The following is a 15,636-nucleotide window of genomic DNA, read 5'->3' as shown; positions in this document are numbered from 1 at the left end:
GACGCGCCGCGCGCTCCAAGTAACCGCGGCCCGTGCATGACATTGCCGGGCGCCGCTCCATTGCCCATCATGGTCACGGGCGACTTTCCCGGTCGCCGAGAATCGGCGGGGAGACATGATGATCGCGAACGACGAGACCGGTGTACCGGCCGCATGGTGTTGGGCCTTGATCGGTGCGTGGCTGCTGGTCACGCTCACCAGCCTGTTCGCGCCCAACCTGCTCGGCGCGGTGACGGCGCGCTACATCAACGTCGCCTTGATGACCGCCTTCACCTTGGCTCACGGCGCGCCGCGTTATGGCTGGCGTGGCATCGGCCAGTATTTCCTCATCGCGATGCTGGTGAGCTACCTCGCCGAGAACAGCAGCGTCGCCACCGGCTTTCCTTTCGGTGATTACGAACACACCGCGCGCATGGGACCGCAGCTCGGCAAGGCGCCGCTGCTGGTCGGCCCGATATTCGCGGTGGCGGGTTACATCGGCTGGGTGCTGGCGGGCGTGTTGCTGGGCGACGCCTTCAGCGCGCGCCGCGTGACGCCCTTCATCGCGCGGCCGCTGATCGCGGCATTCATCACCACCGCCTGGGATCTGTGCGTGGACCCCATCGGCGGCACCCTCAACCGCGACTGGGTCTGGGCCGAGGGCGGCGGCTACTTCGGCGTGGGTTGGATGAATTTCTTTGGCTGGATGCTGACCATGCTGATCATCTACGTCGGCTTCTCGGCGACGCTGGCGCGCGCCGCGGCCACGGTGCGCGTGATTGACGACTTCAGCTATTGGCTGCAGCCCATCGTGTTCTGGCTGCTGATCGCGCTGCAGTTTCCGTTGCTGTTCGCCATCGTGCCCGACTTCAGCGTGAGTGACCCCAGCGGTCAGGCCTGGCAGGCGGCGGACCTGCTCGAAACCATGATGCTGGCCAGCGTCTTCACCATGCTCTTCACCGCCCTGCTCGCCTGGTTCCAGCTGCTGCGCTGGCGTGACGAGCAGCGCGGTGCCTAGCGCGTCGGGCTCACAGTCCGACGATATCGAAGAAGCGGAACTTCGCTTCGCCGTCGACGAATCGGGCAAGTTCGGTCAACACGCCCTCGCTCTCGCGCCACGCGAAATAGCGCTCGTAATGCTGACGGCTGTCCCACAGCTCAACGAAAGCAAAGTTGTTCGGGTCATCCTGGTTGCGCGTGACCGACACCGACACACAGCCTTCACGGCAGCGCGTGTCCGGCAGGATCTGGCGCAGCCAGCCGAGCAGTGTATCGACGGTTTCGGGCTTGGCGCGGAATTCGATATGCACGAGACAGGTCATGGAGCACCTCTTGGCTTGCGTTGATGGTTGAGCGGACGCGGCCTGTCAGGCCGTCGCCGAATGCAGTACCTGGCCGGCGCGCGCGCCGCTGTCAACGCCGTGTTGGAACAGCACCTGGCCATTGACGATGGTGTATTCGACGCCGCGCGCCGTCATCACCAGGCGCCGGCCGCCGCCCGGCAGGTCACGGCGCATGGTGCCGGTCACATCGGAGCCGACGGTGGCGAGGTCGAACACCGCGAAGTCCGCCGCCATGCCGGGCGCGATGCGGCCGCGTTTGCGAATGCCGAAAAAATCCGCCGGTTCGGACGTGATGCGTTTGACCGCATGCTCGAGACTCATGGCCTGGCGCTCACGCACCCAGGTGCCGAGCAGGTAGGTGGCGTAGCCGGCATCGCAGATGCTGTCGACGTGGGCGCCGCCGTCGGACAGGCCAATCATGGTGCGGCTGTCGGTGATGAGTTCGGGAATGCGGCTCTCGTCGGCATTGAACAGGATGTAGTTGAACTGCATGGCGAGGTTGTCCTCGATCGCGAGATCGAGAAAGGTGTCGAGCGGATCGGCGCCGCGCTCCTGGGCAATCTCGGCGATATGGCGGCCAAGATACTTTTCCAGGTGCGGGCTGTGGGTTTCCAGCACCGTCATCACTTCCCAGCGCCCGGTGAAGATCAACGGACGCTTCAGGGCCTCGCGGAATTCGGCGCGGAACTGCGGCGAACGCAGGATTTCGATCTGGCGCTCGAGCGGTTGATTCAAGACCGGCACCCAGCACGCCATGCTGGCGAGGATGAAGGGCTTGGAACAATCGATCTGGAAAATGAACGGCCGGCAGGTGCATTGCGGAATCGCGCCGCGCGCGATGAGATCGGCGGTCTCGACCAGGGTGTTCTGCACCGCGTCCGGATCATCGTCGCGGTTGAGCAAGGCCAGCCACGTCACCGGGCGGCCCGATTCGGTCAGGAACAATTCCAGCAGCGCGCGCTCTTCCGCGTTGACCTTGGAGGCCTGGCTGGTGAGCGCGATTTCAATCGAGCCGCGACCGAGATCGCGCAGCACGCGCGAATAGCTGCGCAGTTCATCGTGGCTGGCGAGACGGCAGGCCAGCGGCCGGCCCTTGTAGCCGAGGTGCTGGGGCGCGCTGGTGGTGGTGAAACCGAAGGCGCCGGCTTCCATCGCCTCGCGCAGCAAACCCGTCACCTCGTTCATTTCCGCGACGCTGGCGGCGCGCTCCATCGACGCCTCGCCCATCACGTAATGACGAAACGGCGTCAACGCGCACAGGAAGCCCATGTTGAGTCCGCTGCCGCGCCGCGCGGCCGCCGCCATGTACTCGGGAAAGCTTTCCCAGTCCCAGGTCACGCCCTGCTTCAACACGTCGAAGGGAATGGCCTCGACGTTGACGAGATCCCAGGCCGCCATTTCGCGCGCTTCAGGGCGGCACGGCGCGAGACCCACGCCGCAGTTGCCGAGCATGATGGTGGTGACGCCGTGCCAGCAGGACGGCGAGGTGACATCGTCCCAGCAGATCTGCGCGTCGTAATGGGTATGGGGATCGACGAAACCCGGCGCGACGATGAGATCGCCGGCGTCGACGACCCGCGCGGCGGCGCCGTCGAGCTTGCCGACTTCGACGATGACGCCGTCCTTGACGCCGACGTCGGCCCGCACGGGCGCCGCGCCCGTGCCGTCCACGACGGTACCGTTCTTGATCAACAAGTCGTAGGACATGCGCGCGCTCCCCGTGATTTCGTCATGACGTCCGGCGCCGCCAGCATAACGAATCGCGGCCGGGCGTGTGCATTCCCGATCGCGAAGCACGGCTTCGCCATCGACTGATCACTCCCCGATAGTGGGGGCGCATTCCACCGCAGGTCAGGCTTCAGCCCGACCAAGACGAGCGCACCCTATTGTGGGTCGGGCTTCAGCCTGAGATCAAAGGTTTCAGCTGCGATTAGAAGCCCTTGCAACTACAGCGCCGGCGCACGCGTCGCGAAGTCCGTCACCTCTTGATAGGCACGCGCAACGTTGAACAACAACTGTTCATCGAACGGCCGACCGATGATCTGCATGCCTATCGGCATGCCGTCGCCGTCGAAGCCACAGGGCACGCTCAAGGCCGGCAGGCCGGTCAGGCTCGGGATGCCGGTGAAACGCATGATGGCGCCCAGCATGTCTTCGGGCGTGTCGTTTTCAATCACCACTTCCGTCGCGCCCAGCGGCGTGGCGGTGAACGGCAAGGTCGGACAGATGAACACGTCGACCTTGCGGAACGCGGCAAGGAAATCGCGACGCAAGGTGCTGCGATAGCGCTGCGCCTGCAGGTAGTGGGTGGCGGGCAGCAGTTCACCAACTTCCAGCAAGGTGCGCACGTCCTCGCCATAATCCTCGGGCCGCTCGCGCAACCATTGTTGGTGATAAGTGCTGGGCTCACTGGCCTCGATGGTCAACTGCGCGGAGATGTTGGCGTCGATGTTGGGAATCGCGACGTCGACCACATGCGCGCCGAGGCTGGCCAGTTGCGCAAGTGCGCGCGACACCGCGTCGTGCACCGGCTTTTGCAGATGCGCGTCGAAGTAGCCGGGGATGACGCCGATGCGCAGGCCGTCCAGCACGTCTTCGCGCAGCGCGCAGTAATCGCTGACCGCGCAGGCATCGGTGGTGGGGTCGCGGGGATCATGGCCAGCCATCACCTGGAACATCAGCGCGCAGTCCGCCGCGTCACGCGCCATCGGCCCGGCGGTATCCATGCTCCAGGCCAGCGGTACGATGCCGTGGTTGCTCACCCGACCGTAGGTCGGACGAATGCCGACCACGCCATTGATGGCGGCGGGCAGACGAATCGAGCCGCCGGTATCGGTGCCCAAAGTGCCGTAACACATGCGCGCGGCCAGTGCGGCGCCGGAACCGCCACTCGAACCGCCGGCGAAGCGCGCGGTGTTCCACGGATTGGCGACGGTGCCGTAATGCGGATTGGCGGACGTGCCGCCCCACGCGAACTCATGCATGTTGAGCTTGCCGATGAAGACAGCGCCGGCCTGGCGCAACCGCCGCGCGACGGTGGCGTCTTCCATCGACACCGCATCGGCCAGGATCTTGCTGCCGGCGGTGGTCGGAAAGCCTTGCACGGCGATGTTGTCCTTGAGCGCTATCGGCACGCCGTGCAAAGGCCCGAGCAGGTGGCCGGCGCGCGCCATGATCTCCATCGCCTTGGCGACTTCCAGCGCCTGGTCCGCGAATACGCTGATGAAGGCATGCAGGCGACTGTCGAGCGCGCCGATGCGCGCGAGCGACGCTTCAACGAGTTCCACCGGCGACACCCGGCCATCGCGCACCTGGCGTGCGGCCTCGGCCAGCGACAGGTTCGACAACGCGTCGTCGGCCGCCATGTCAGCCCCCTTCCGCGTCGTGCGGTGCATGGCGCAAGACCGTGATCGGCACGACCTCGCGATGCGTATCGGCTTGCATGAGTGCATTCAGGGCCGCGCTGTCGGCGAGCCACGCGGCGAGAATGGGTTGCACCACCGCGATGCGTTGCGGCGTCAGGGACAGGCCGGTCGCGCCGGCCAGGGCCGCGACGCCGTGCGTCGTCACGCTTGGTGGCGTGGCGGTCGCCCGGCGATCATGAGTGGGCTGCTTGTTGGCCATCGTGCGCTCCATGGTCACTGCGGATGATGGCGAGAATTGCACAGATGGGCCATCGCGCCCACCCCAGGCGCGGCCCGGCATGTCGCGCCGTTGGCAGGTGCGCTAGCCTAGGCGCATGGATGCCTCCATCGATGCCGCCGCGCGTGCGCTCGCCGCCGGCGATTCGCTGACGGCGTTGCGGCACATCGCGCTGCGCGACGAACCGGCCGCCCTGGCGCTGCGTGGCATCGCCATGGCGCAACTCGGTGAGTACCCGCGAGCACGCGAACTGTTGCGGCGCGCGGCGCGCCGTTTCGGACATCGCGCGCCGGCGGCGCACGCACGCTGCGTGGTGGCGGAAGCCGAAGTGGCCTTGGCAATGCGCGAATTCACCACGCGGCCGCGCACCTTGGTGGCCGCCGCGCAAGCGCTGGCTCACCAGGGCGATCATGCCAATGCCATGCAGGCGCGCCTCATCGCCGCGCGCGGCGTGCTGTTGCTGGGGCGTCTCGACGCTGCGAGCGGGATGCTGCACGACATCGATGCGCAGGGTTTGCCTCCGGCCCTGCGCGCGGTCGCGGCCTTGCTCGAATGCGAGCTGGCCTTGCGCATGCTGCGCGTTGCCGCCGCGCAGGCGGCCCTCGCCAGCGCGGAATCAGCCGCGCGCGCGGCCGCCGTGCCGCAGCTCGTGGCCGAAGTCGCGGAGATGCGCACCAACTTCGCACGGCCGGCGGCGCGCCTCCTCACCGCCACGAGTGAACAGAGCGTGCGCCTGGACGAGGTTGCGGCACTGATGACGTCCGAGGCCTGGGTGCTGGACGCCTGCCGCCACGGTGTACGCCGTGGCGGCCAGTGGACGGCGTTGACGCGGCGCCCGGTGTTGTTCGCCATCGCGCGCGCCTTGGCCACGGCCTGGCCGCGCGAAGTGCCACGCGGCGTGCTGATTGCGACGGTCTTCAATACGCGCCGACCGGACGACAGTCATCGCGCGCGACTGCGCGTCGAAGTCGGTCGATTGCGCGCGCTGCTGGCGCCGGCCGCGCGCATCACCGCCACCGCCGGCGGCTTTGCCTTGGAGCTCGCGGCACCCGCCACGGTGGTGGTGCTGGCGCCGCCCATGGAAGGCCAACGCGCGTCGCTGCTGGCCTTGCTTGCCGACGGCGCGGCGTGGTCGACCTCGGCGCTGGCGCTGGCGCTCAACGCCAGTCAGCGCACCGTGCAGCGCGCGCTCGTCGAACTGCTGGCTGAAGGACGCGTGCGCACCATCGGCCGTGCCCGCACCCAGCGCTGGCTGGCACCACCGCTCGCCGGATTCACGCCAATCTTGTTACTCCCGGCCGTGTCGCCGGCGGCATAAAGTGACTCCACGGCGCCAACCCCGCGGCGCACGAGCGAGGCCCCATGAAGCAATCCATCGACGAGCAACCCGTGAATGCCATGCCGCTGCCGGCCGAGATCGTGCGCGAGTACGGTCCCTTCCCCGACGCGCCCCATATCCATGGCGTGACCCATGACGGGCGCCACGTGTGGGCCGCCACCGACGAGCGCCTGCTGGCCTTCGACCCGCACAGCGGCGAGCAGGTGCGCACCTTCGAGCGCGCCAACGATGCCGGCACCGCCTTCGACGGCGCACATCTCTACCAACTGGTGGGCGGACGCATCGACAAGATCCGGCTTGCCGATGGCGCAGTGCTGGGCTCGATACCGGCGCCGGGCAAGGACGGCAATTCCGGCCTGACCTGGGCCGAGGGCAGCCTGTGGGTGGGCGCCTACCGCGGCCGCCGCATCTACCAGGTCGATCCGGACAGCGGCGCCGTGCTGCGCACCATCGAATCAAACCGCTTCGTCACCGGCGTGACCTGGGTGGACGGCGAGCTCTGGCATGGCACCTGGGAAAACGACGAGAGCGAGATCCGCCGCGTCAATCCCGACAGCGGCGCCGTGCTCGAACAGCTGCAAATGCCTGCCGGCACCGGCGTCAGCGGCCTGGAATCGGACGGCGCGGAGCTCTTCTTCGCCGGCGGCGGCGCCAGCGGCAAGGTGCGCGCCATTCGGCGCCCGAAGCGCACGCCAGCCTAGGTACGAATTCATTCGCACATTCCATTGGCATCGCAAAGCAACACATCGCCCCGCAGCAAGGAGACCGCCATGACCTCATCGAACGCTTCGGCAACCATCGAAAACCACGCCGTCGTCACGCCCGACCAGTGGCTCGCCGAACGCAGGAAACTGCTGGCGCGTGAAAAAGAATTGACGCGCCTGCGCGACGAAGTCGCGGCCCAGCGACGCGCCTTGCCGTGGGTGCGCGTCGACAAGGACTACGTGTTCGACAGCGTCGACGGCAAGCGCCGCCTGGCCGAGTTGTTCGACGGCCGCAGCCAGCTCATCGTGCAGCACTTCATGCTCGGGCCGGGCTGGGAACAGGGTTGCCCGAGTTGTTCGTTCATGGCCGATCATGTCGACGGCATGGCCGTCCATCTCGCTAACCGCGACGTGAACTTCGTGGCGGTGTCGCGCGCGCCGCTCGCCGAGATCCAGCGCTTTCACCGGCGCATGGGCTGGCGCTTCAACTGGGTGTCGTCGAACGACAGCACCTTCAACTACGACATGCACGTCAGCTTCACGGCCGAGGAACGCGCTGCGGGCGAGGTCTATTACAACTACCAGATGATGAATTTCCCGAGCGAGGAAGCGCCCGGCATCAGCCTGTTCTACAAGAATGACGCGGATGAAGTGTTCCATACCTACTCGACTTTCGGTCGTGGCCTGGAAGTCATGATCGGCGCCTACCAGGCGCTGGATCTCGCGCCCAAGGGTCGCGGCGAGCGCGACGTGCCACACAAGATGGAATGGGTGCGCCATCACGATCGTTACGAAGCCGCGCCGGCGGCGCATGGCTGCTGCGCGGGCAAGTCATGAGCGCCGGGCATCCGCGGCGGCGGGGCGGATGCTAAGCTCGCGCCAGGCAATCACTGCCATTCATGAGCCGAAGGAGCAAGCCATGGCCACCCGCCGCAGCGCCGCCAAATTGACGCCCCAGGATTTCGAAGCCATGCGCCAATTGCTGAGCCGTTATTGCATGCTCATCGACAAGGGCGATCTCGCGGGCCTGGCGGCGCTCTACCATCGCAAGGCGGTGTTCTCGGTGTCCTTCGACACCGAGAAATCCCACACCGGTCGCGATGCGATCCTGGCCTGGTATACGCGCTTCTTCTTTGAACCGCCGCGCAAGGTCGGATTCCCACGCCACAAGCTCTTCGAGCCCTGCATCATCGAGCAGGACGGTCGCGTCACCGCCACCAGCTACTTCGATTCGGATTTCGTCGAAGCCGACGGCAAGGTGCGCATCCTCGCCGGCCGTTACGATGACGTGCTGGTGAAGGAACGGGGACGCTGGTACTTCAAGGAACGCAGCATCCTCATTCACCACCACTACTCACCCGGCAAGGCGCAGCGTGGCATGGCGCCGTAGGTGCGAATTCATTTGCACCTTGCGTGGAGGTCGGAACGCGGCGCTGATTTCGAATGTCAGGCTGAAGCCTGACCCACAAACCCTGCAGCCGACCTGGCCTCGGGCGTCCTGACCAACCACCCCTGCAGGATGCACCAGACAGCCTGGCCAGGATTACACCCCGTAGAAGCGCGCGGCGGTACCGCGGAACATCGCATCCTGCTCGGCCTCGCCATAACGCGCCGCCATCTTCTTGTACGCGTTCCACAGCGACGCGTAGGTGACCGCGCACTTGTCGACCGGGAAATTGCTTTCGAACATGCAGCGCTCGGGGCCGAAGTGCTCGATGGCGTGGTGGAAGTAGCGCGCCCACTTCGCGACCAGCATGTCCGAGGTAGGCGGCACGGCCGCATCTTCGAAGTGAAAACCGTTCCACGGCATGGCCATGCCGCCGAGCTTGATGCAGACGTTCGGGCAAGTGGCGAGCTCCGCCAGATCGCGCGCCCAGATCTTGAACACCTCTTCCTCGTGGCCCGCGTACTGGCCGATGCCGACCGGCGTGCCGAGGTGGTCGAGCACGATGGGCGTAGCGGGAAAATCGCGCGCCAGCGCGGTGAGATGCGGAGTCTGCGGATGGTAGTGCCAAGCGTCGACCGCACTTCAGGTGCTCGGGTCCGTCCTTGCGATAGCCCTCCCAGCATTGCAGGTAGACGGTCTTCTCAACCTTGTGGGTGGCGGTGTCGGCCCACAGCATGTCGAGATCGTAATCGGGGAAATGCTCGGTGTTGTCGAAGAAATGATGATGCGGGTCGATGATGCGTCGCGTGGTATCAATGGCCTGTTCGGTCGATTGCGCCAGCCAGTCCCCGCGCAGAGTCACTATCGCCATGAATTCGTCTCCCCTGATGCCATTGGATGAAGCCCGACGGAGCATCGCGCAAACGTCGGTACCACGCCAACCCACTTTTGGTGGTGCGCGCACGCGGCCCGCGGCGCCGTGTTTGTGATGGGGGTGGCTGCGCAAGCCCGCCGCCGCCGCTAGAATGCACGCCCGGCTTGGAAGCCACTGACGCCTACGAAAGGGATGACAGCATGTGAAATTTCTTGTATGCCCAGGAAACGACCCCAGCATTCTCCTCTTGAAATCAGCGGCCACTGGCCCGGCATCAGCTACCCCGACGACCATGGCCTGCAGGCCCGCGCGGCGGTCAACGGCGTGCGCCATTCCAAGTATTTTGCCTACAGCGATTTCGACGGCGACGTGATGGCCGCCCACGAGGCCGCGGCCAAGTGGCGCATGAGCACCAAGGCCGCACGCCGCTTCAAGCTGCGTGGTCGCGGCCCCTACGAGCGCAAGCAGAAACGTCGCGCCGACGGCGTCATCGAGCATGCCATCATCTGTCGCGGCCAATGTCCCGACGGCAAACCGGTGGAAGTGAAGTTCTACATCGGCACCGAGAACACCATCACCGAGCAGCGCCGCCGCCGCGCGCAGCTGCGCGCCGAAATGTGGTGGGGCCAGTATCGACGCTGGTACGAAGACGGTGGCCGCCATCCCATGGAACCGCGCGAGCGTTAAACGACCGTCATCACGCCCGCGCGCCTTGCCGCCACCGGACGTTCTGGAAGCGCGCACTCGTCCGGCGCGCAGCCGTTATCATCACGTGCTCGGCCACAGGATTGATACGCCGCCCATGCCCGCCAGATACATGAACAACGTGCTGCCAACCCTCGCCGCCTGGCGGCGCGACGGGCATCGCGCCGCCCTCGCCACCCTGGTGTTCGTCGACGGTTCCGCGCCGCGCCCGCGCGGCAGCCAGATGGCCATCCGCGCCGACGGCATGGCGGTCGGCAACCTCACCGGCGGCTGTGCGGAAGCCGCCATCATCGCCGAAGCGCAGGACTGTCTCGCCAAGGGCGCGAACCGCATCGTGCGCTACGGCAAGGATTCGCCCTACATCGACATTCGTCTGCCTTGCGGCTCCGGCATCGACGTGTTTTTCGATGTCACGCTCGGCGACCAGGATCTGCAACAGGTATTGGACGCCAACGACGCGCGCCAGCCGGCCTCGCTGGTATTCGACCTCGAGCAGCGCAGCTGTCGCGTAGAGGCCGGTGAAGTCGCGCCGGATGGCGGCAGCACTTGGGCGCGGCTATGCGAACCGACGATCCGCATCTGGGCGGTAGGCAAGGGACCGCTGGTGCCACTCATCGCCGAGCTCGGGCGCGCCGCGGAATTCGAAGTCATCGCCTGCTCTTCGGAAACCGAAACCCTGGACATGGCGCGACCCCACGCCCACCAAGCCCATGCGCTGACCACCGCCGACGGCTTCGAGTGCGGCCCGCTCGATCGCTGGACGGCGTTCGTGTCGCTGTTCCATGAGCACGAATGGGATCCACCGATACTGCACAAGGCACTGGCCAGTCGTGCCTTTTACGTGGGCGCCCTCGGCAGCAAGCGCACCGCCGCGGCGCGGCGCGAAACCTTGCAAGACATGGGCATTCCAGCCGCCGTCATCGCGCGCCTGCACGGGCCGGTGGGCCTCGACCTCGGCGCGCGCAGTCCGCCGGAGATCGCCCTGGCAATCCTCGCGCAGATAGTGAAAGTCAGGCGCCGCGGCGCGGACTGAGCGGCGCTCGAGGCTTGCGTGCGGAATACAGCCGGCCGCCGGTTTCGGCGACGATGAGATCCCGCACGGCGCATGTCAGCGCTCGAATCGTCGTCATCCCGGCATTCGCCGCGATGACGTGTAGAGCCTAGCCGCCCGCTTCCGATTCGCGCAGCTTGAAACGCTGCACCTTGCCGGTGGCGGTCTTGGGCAGTTCGTCGACGAACGCTATCTGGCGCGGGTACTTGTAGGGCGCGAGCTTGTCCTTCACGAAGGCTTTGAGTTCGGCTTCGCTGACCGTGGCGCCGGGCTTCAACACCACGAAAGCCTTGGTCTTGGTGAGGCCTTCAGCATCGGCGACGCCGATCACCGCCGCTTCCAGCACCGCGCCGTGCTCGACCAGGGTTGCTTCGACTTCAAACGGACTGACGTAGATACCGCTGACTTTCAGCATGTCGTCGCTGCGACCGCTGTAGGTATAGCTGCCGTCGGCGTTGCGCACGTACTTGTCGCCGGCGCGCGTCCAGCCGCCCTGGAAGGTCTCGCGCGTCTTCTGGCGATTGCCCCAGTACATCATCGCGGCGCTCGGCCCGTGGATGTACAGATCGCCCGGCTCGCCGTCCGGCACCGGCCCGCCGTCCTCGCCACGCAGTTCGATGTCGTAGCCCGGCACCGGCCAACCGGTGGTGCCGTAACGCACGCGCCCCGGGCGGTTGGACATGAAGATGTGCAGCATCTCGGTCGAGCCGATGCCGTCGATGATCTCGACGCCGAAATGCGCGGTGAAACGCTGACCGATGTCGGCCGGCAGCGCTTCACCGGCCGACGAGGCAAGACGCAGCGCGACTGCCTCGCGAGGTGGCAACGCAGCATGCGCGAGCATGCCGGCATAACCGGTAGGCGCGCCGAAGAACACCGTCGGTCGCGGCCCGCCGGCCTCGCCTGTCCAGCGTGCGAACACCGCTTCGGGCGTGGCGCGCTCCGGCATCAAGAGCGTGGTGGCGCCGACACTCAGGGGAAAGCTCAGCGCATTGCCGAGGCCATAGGCGAAGAACAGCTTGGCGGCCGAGAAGCACACGTCCTCCGCGCGGAGGTCGAGGATGCGTTTGCCATAGAGTTCGGCGGTCCAGTAGGGGTTGGCGTGGGAATGCACCGCGCCCTTGGGGCGGCCGGTGGAGCCCGAGGAATAGAGCCAGAAGCCCGGATCGTCGGCGCCGGTGGCGGCGGGCTTGGCGAGCGGCGACTGCGCGGCCAGGAATTGCTCGAATTCCACTTCCGCCGGATGCAGCGGCGCGGTGGGACGCGACACCACCACCTTGTGCACTTCGTGATCGGCTTTCACCAGTGCGCTGTTCAGTGCCGGCAACAGCGCGCCCGACACCAGTACCGCCTGGGCGCGGCTGTGCTCGAGCATGTAGGCGTAATCGTCGGCGGTCAGCAGGGTGTTGACCGCCACCGGCACGATGCCTGCGTACATCGCGCCGAGGAAGGCCAGCGGCCAGTGCACGGTGTCCTGCATCAAGAGCAGCACGCGCTCCTCGCGCTTGAGACCGGCGGCGCGCAGACCCGCCGCGATACGTCGCACGCCGTCCGCGAGTTCGGCATAGCTGAGCGTGGTGAGATCGTCGATATAAGCGCAGCGCTCGCCGTGCGCGGCATTGGCGGCGAGCAGGTGGGCGGCGAAGTTGAAGACCTCGCCCGGTGGCGTCACGTCGGGCGTGGCGTCGTGCTGGGCGACCGGCATGGGCAGATTCCTCGGCTCGTTGACGTTGCCCCGGGCAGCAACCGTCTATCAATGGACAGCGCCGAGGTGCATGCATTATCGTGCGTGCAGCGAATGTAGGGGGCACCCCTGCCCATGTCAAGCACTATACTGCACCCGGCCGACGAGCCGAGCGCCAACGGCGACGAGCCCCGCGATCCCTTCCTCGCGGTGTTGGGCGAGCGAACCCGCGCCCTGCGCGCGCGACGTGGCATGACGCGCAAGCACTTGGCACAGGCGGCCTCGGTCTCCGAGCGCCATCTTGCCAATCTCGAATACGGGGTTGGCAATCCGTCGATCCTGGTCTTGCAGCAGGTTGCCAACGCGCTGCAATGTCCGCTCGCCGAACTGCTCGGCGACATCACCACCCGTTCGCCGGAATGGCTGCTGCTGCGCGAACTGCTCGAACACCGCGACGAGGCCACCTTGCGCCGCGTGCGCATCGCGGTCGGAGAGTTGCTCGGTACCGGCGGCGCCAGCACGGCAGCGGGCCAGACGGCGTCGCCGCATGTGGCGCTCATCGGTTTGCGCGGCGCCGGCAAGTCCACCCTAGGGTCGATGCTGGCCGAGGATCTCGGCTTCGCCTACGTGGAGCTCAGCCGCGAAATCGAGAAGTTCGCCGGCTGCACGGTGGGCGAAATCCAGGCGCTCTATGGCCAGAATGCCTACCGTCGCTACGAACGCCGCGCCCTGGAAGAGACCTTGCAGATCTATCCCGAGGCCGTAATCGCCACACCCGGCGGCCTGGTCTCGGACCCGGCGACCTTCAACCTGCTGCTCAAGCACTGCACGACGGTGTGGCTGAAAGCCGAACCCGCCGATCACATGAAACGCGTGCTGGCCCAGGGCGATTTGCGGCCGATGGCCGGCAACAGCGAAGCGATGGCCGATCTGAAGTCCATCCTCGCCGGCCGCGAGGCGTTCTATTCCAAGGCCGACCTGCAACTGGACACCAGTGCCCAGTCACTGGACGAGACCTTCAGCCGCCTGCGCCTCGTGGTGCGCGGCGCCCTGGGCATGGCACCGTGACGCACCCTGCTGCATTCCAGTTCATGCTTGACGCCCCACGGGGCATGCACTATTTTGCCGGTCGCCTTGCCAAACCCCGGCAACCCAGACGCCAACGACCCGGAGATCGCCCGTGAGCGCCAACGACATCGTCGACTACCAGACCAACCCATCCCAGTACCGCCACTGGCGACTGTCCTGCGAGGGGCCGGTCGCCACCCTGCTGTTCGACGTCAACGAAGATGCCGGCCTGCGCCCGGGCTACAAGTTGAAACTGAACAGCTACGACCTCGGCGTCGACATCGAGCTCAGCGACGCTTTGAATCGCATCCGCTTCGAACATCCCGAGGTGCGCACGGTGGTGATCACCAGCGCCAAGGACAAGGTGTTCTGCTCCGGCGCCAACATCTTCATGCTCGGTTCTTCCACTCACGCCTGGAAGGTCAATTTCTGCAAGTTCACCAACGAGACCCGCAACGGCGTCGAGGACGCTTCGCAGCACTCGGGCCTCAAGTTCATCGCGGCGGTGAACGGTTCCTGCGCCGGCGGCGGCTACGAACTCGCGCTGTGCTGCGACGAGATCATCCTGGTCGACGATCGCTCGAGCGCCGTGAGCCTGCCCGAGGTGCCGCTGCTCGGCGTGCTGCCCGGCACCGGCGGCCTGACGCGCCTGACCGACAAGCGCCACGTGCGCCACGACCTCGCCGACGTGTTCTGCACCACCAACGAAGGCGTGCGCGGCCAGAAGGCCAAGGACTGGCGGCTGGTGGACGACATCGCCAAGCCCGCACAGTTCGCCGCCAAGGTCCAGGCCCGCGCGCTGGAACTCGCGGCCGGCTCCGATCGCCCGGCCGATGCACGCGGCGTGACGCTGTCGCCGATCACGCGCCGCGTCGAAGCGGACGCATTGCATTACACCCACGTCACGGTCGAAATGGATCGCGCCCGCCGCGTCGCGACGTTCACCGTGCGCGCACCGAGCGGCGAGCAGCCGCGCGATATCGCCGCCATCGAAGCGGCCGGCGCAGGCTGGTATCCGCTCGCCATGGCGCGTGAACTCGACGACGCGCTGTTGTGGATGCGCAGCAACGAACTCGAACTCGGCACATGGCTCATCAAGACCAGCGGCGATGCCGCCGCGGTGCTGGCCCTCGACGAAGTGCTGCTGGCCAATGCCGACCATTGGTTGGTGCGCGAGACCATCGGTTTCCTGCGCCGTACGCTGGCCCGCCTCGACGTCAGCTCGCGCAGCCTGTTCGCGCTCATCGAACCCGGTTCGTGTTTTGCCGGCACTCTGCTCGAACTCGCGCTGGCCTGCGATCGCAGCTACATGCTGGTGTTGCCCGACGAGCCGGCACGCGCGCCGCACATCGCGCTGTCGCCGATGAATTTCGGACCGTTGCCGCTGGTCACCGGCGAGTCCCGCATCGGCCGGCGCTTCTACAACGAAACCGCGCCGGTGGCCGCCGCGCGCGATGCCATCGGCACGCAGTTGGATGGCGACGCCGCCTTTGCGCTTGGCCTCGTGACCAGCAACCCCGATGACATCGACTGGCCGGACGAAACGCGCATCGCCATCGAGGAACGCGTGGCCATGAGCCCCGACGCGCTCACCGGCATGGAAGCGAACCTGCGTTTCAACGGCCGCGAGAACATGCTGACGCGTGTATTCAGCCGCCTCACCGCCTGGCAGAACTGGATCTTCCAGCGCCCCAACGCGGTGGGCGACAAGGGCGCGCTCAAGGTCTACGGCAAGGGCGAGAAAGCCGCCTTCGACTGGCAGCGCGTGTAGCGCGCCAGCGGTTTTTCGTTGTGCGGCGCGTGCCCGGGCGCGCCGCAACCGCACCCGTCTCCCGGTCTCAACGCACCCTCGGAGTACGC

Annotated in this window: 14 protein-coding genes and 1 pseudogene; 9 read left to right on the top strand and 6 right to left on the bottom strand. The window is 66.6% G+C overall.

The window, feature by feature from the left end:
• The first annotated feature begins 115 nt into the window (after nt 1-115).
• Nucleotides 116-997, top strand: coding sequence for a carotenoid biosynthesis protein (locus tag IPM80_18770; protein ID MBK8960398.1), 882 nt, complete (start codon nt 116-118; stop codon nt 995-997).
• Between the two features lie 10 nt (nt 998-1,007).
• Here IPM80_18770 and IPM80_18765 read toward each other — a convergent pair whose 3' ends face one another.
• From IPM80_18765 to IPM80_18750, 4 genes are all read right to left on the bottom strand, one after another.
• The gene (locus tag IPM80_18765) at nt 1,008-1,301 is read right to left on the bottom strand and encodes an antibiotic biosynthesis monooxygenase (GenBank protein ID MBK8960397.1); all 294 of its coding nucleotides are present in this window, start codon (nt 1,299-1,301) and stop codon (nt 1,008-1,010) included.
• 45 nt (nt 1,302-1,346) lie between these two features.
• On the bottom strand, nt 1,347-3,029 hold the full coding sequence (locus tag IPM80_18760; GenBank protein MBK8960396.1) for an amidohydrolase family protein: 1,683 nt from the start codon (nt 3,027-3,029) through the stop codon (nt 1,347-1,349).
• A gap of 239 nt (nt 3,030-3,268) precedes the next feature.
• The gene (locus tag IPM80_18755; GenBank protein MBK8960395.1) at nt 3,269-4,687 is read right to left on the bottom strand and encodes an aspartyl/glutamyl-tRNA amidotransferase subunit A; all 1,419 of its coding nucleotides are present in this window, start codon (nt 4,685-4,687) and stop codon (nt 3,269-3,271) included.
• A 1-nt stretch (nt 4,688) separates the two neighbouring features.
• Complete coding sequence (locus IPM80_18750; protein MBK8960394.1) at nt 4,689-4,946, bottom strand: hypothetical protein; 258 nt, start codon at nt 4,944-4,946, stop codon at nt 4,689-4,691.
• A gap of 115 nt (nt 4,947-5,061) precedes the next feature.
• On the opposite strand from IPM80_18750, the gene IPM80_18745 reads away from it, so the two are divergent.
• The 4 genes from IPM80_18745 (at nt 5,062) to IPM80_18730 (ending at nt 8,397) form a co-directional block, all read left to right on the top strand.
• Complete coding sequence (locus IPM80_18745) at nt 5,062-6,282, top strand: helix-turn-helix domain-containing protein (GenBank protein ID MBK8960393.1); 1,221 nt, start codon at nt 5,062-5,064, stop codon at nt 6,280-6,282.
• Nucleotides 6,283-6,326: 44 nt separating this feature from the next.
• A complete protein-coding gene (locus tag IPM80_18740; protein ID MBK8960392.1) occupies nt 6,327-7,004 on the top strand; it encodes a hypothetical protein in 678 nt (225 codons plus the stop codon).
• A 69-nt stretch (nt 7,005-7,073) separates the two neighbouring features.
• Complete coding sequence (locus IPM80_18735) at nt 7,074-7,844, top strand: DUF899 domain-containing protein (GenBank protein ID MBK8960391.1); 771 nt, start codon at nt 7,074-7,076, stop codon at nt 7,842-7,844.
• 82 nt (nt 7,845-7,926) lie between these two features.
• Nucleotides 7,927-8,397 carry a nuclear transport factor 2 family protein gene (locus IPM80_18730; protein MBK8960390.1) on the top strand — a complete coding sequence of 157 codons (471 nt, stop codon included), beginning with the start codon at nt 7,927-7,929 and terminating at the stop codon, nt 8,395-8,397.
• Nucleotides 8,398-8,550: 153 nt separating this feature from the next.
• On the opposite strand, the pseudogene IPM80_18725 reads toward IPM80_18730, so the two are convergent.
• Nucleotides 8,551-9,265 (bottom strand): annotated as a pseudogene (locus IPM80_18725) (amidohydrolase family protein).
• Nucleotides 9,266-9,484: 219 nt separating this feature from the next.
• Here IPM80_18725 and IPM80_18720 point away from each other — a divergent pair.
• Entirely contained in the window at nt 9,485-9,955 is a 471-nt protein-coding gene (locus IPM80_18720; protein MBK8960389.1) for a hypothetical protein, read from the top strand.
• Nucleotides 9,956-10,070: 115 nt separating this feature from the next.
• Entirely contained in the window at nt 10,071-11,006 is a 936-nt protein-coding gene (locus IPM80_18715) for an XdhC family protein (protein ID MBK8960388.1), read from the top strand.
• 127 nt (nt 11,007-11,133) lie between these two features.
• Here IPM80_18715 and IPM80_18710 read toward each other — a convergent pair whose 3' ends face one another.
• Nucleotides 11,134-12,729, bottom strand: coding sequence for a benzoate-CoA ligase family protein (locus IPM80_18710; protein MBK8960387.1), 1,596 nt, complete (start codon nt 12,727-12,729; stop codon nt 11,134-11,136).
• A gap of 114 nt (nt 12,730-12,843) precedes the next feature.
• On the opposite strand from IPM80_18710, the gene IPM80_18705 reads away from it, so the two are divergent.
• A complete protein-coding gene (locus IPM80_18705) occupies nt 12,844-13,776 on the top strand; it encodes a helix-turn-helix transcriptional regulator (protein MBK8960386.1) in 933 nt (310 codons plus the stop codon).
• A 112-nt stretch (nt 13,777-13,888) separates the two neighbouring features.
• On the top strand, nt 13,889-15,547 hold the full coding sequence (locus IPM80_18700; GenBank protein ID MBK8960385.1) for a benzoyl-CoA-dihydrodiol lyase: 1,659 nt from the start codon (nt 13,889-13,891) through the stop codon (nt 15,545-15,547).
• Nucleotides 15,548-15,636: the final 89 nt, after the last annotated feature.

This window comes from Pseudomonadota bacterium (assembly GCA_016719885.1).
Taxonomy (GTDB): Bacteria; Pseudomonadota; Gammaproteobacteria.
Note: the sequence above shows the minus strand (reverse complement) of the source record. Positions and strands in the feature narration are given on the sequence as shown.

Bases quoted from the DNA above. Each gene is read 5' to 3' on its own strand.
- IPM80_18745 (MBK8960393.1), top strand. From the start codon at position 5,062: ATGGATGCCTCCATCGATGCCGCCGCGCGTGCGCTCGCCGCCGGCGAT.
- IPM80_18715 (MBK8960388.1), top strand. From the start codon at position 10,071: ATGCCCGCCAGATACATGAACAACGTGCTGCCAACCCTCGCCGCCTGG.
- IPM80_18710 (MBK8960387.1), bottom strand. From the start codon at position 12,729: ATGCCGGTCGCCCAGCACGACGCCACGCCCGACGTGACGCCACCGGGC.
- IPM80_18760 (MBK8960396.1), bottom strand. From the start codon at position 3,029: ATGTCCTACGACTTGTTGATCAAGAACGGTACCGTCGTGGACGGCACG.
- IPM80_18705 (MBK8960386.1), top strand. From the start codon at position 12,844: ATGTCAAGCACTATACTGCACCCGGCCGACGAGCCGAGCGCCAACGGC.
- IPM80_18740 (MBK8960392.1), top strand. From the start codon at position 6,327: ATGAAGCAATCCATCGACGAGCAACCCGTGAATGCCATGCCGCTGCCG.
- IPM80_18720 (MBK8960389.1), top strand. From the start codon at position 9,485: ATGCCCAGGAAACGACCCCAGCATTCTCCTCTTGAAATCAGCGGCCAC.
- IPM80_18770 (MBK8960398.1), top strand. From the start codon at position 116: ATGATGATCGCGAACGACGAGACCGGTGTACCGGCCGCATGGTGTTGG.
- IPM80_18755 (MBK8960395.1), bottom strand. From the start codon at position 4,687: ATGGCGGCCGACGACGCGTTGTCGAACCTGTCGCTGGCCGAGGCCGCA.
- IPM80_18730 (MBK8960390.1), top strand. From the start codon at position 7,927: ATGGCCACCCGCCGCAGCGCCGCCAAATTGACGCCCCAGGATTTCGAA.
- IPM80_18750 (MBK8960394.1), bottom strand. From the start codon at position 4,946: ATGGCCAACAAGCAGCCCACTCATGATCGCCGGGCGACCGCCACGCCA.
- IPM80_18735 (MBK8960391.1), top strand. From the start codon at position 7,074: ATGACCTCATCGAACGCTTCGGCAACCATCGAAAACCACGCCGTCGTC.
- IPM80_18765 (MBK8960397.1), bottom strand. From the start codon at position 1,301: ATGACCTGTCTCGTGCATATCGAATTCCGCGCCAAGCCCGAAACCGTC.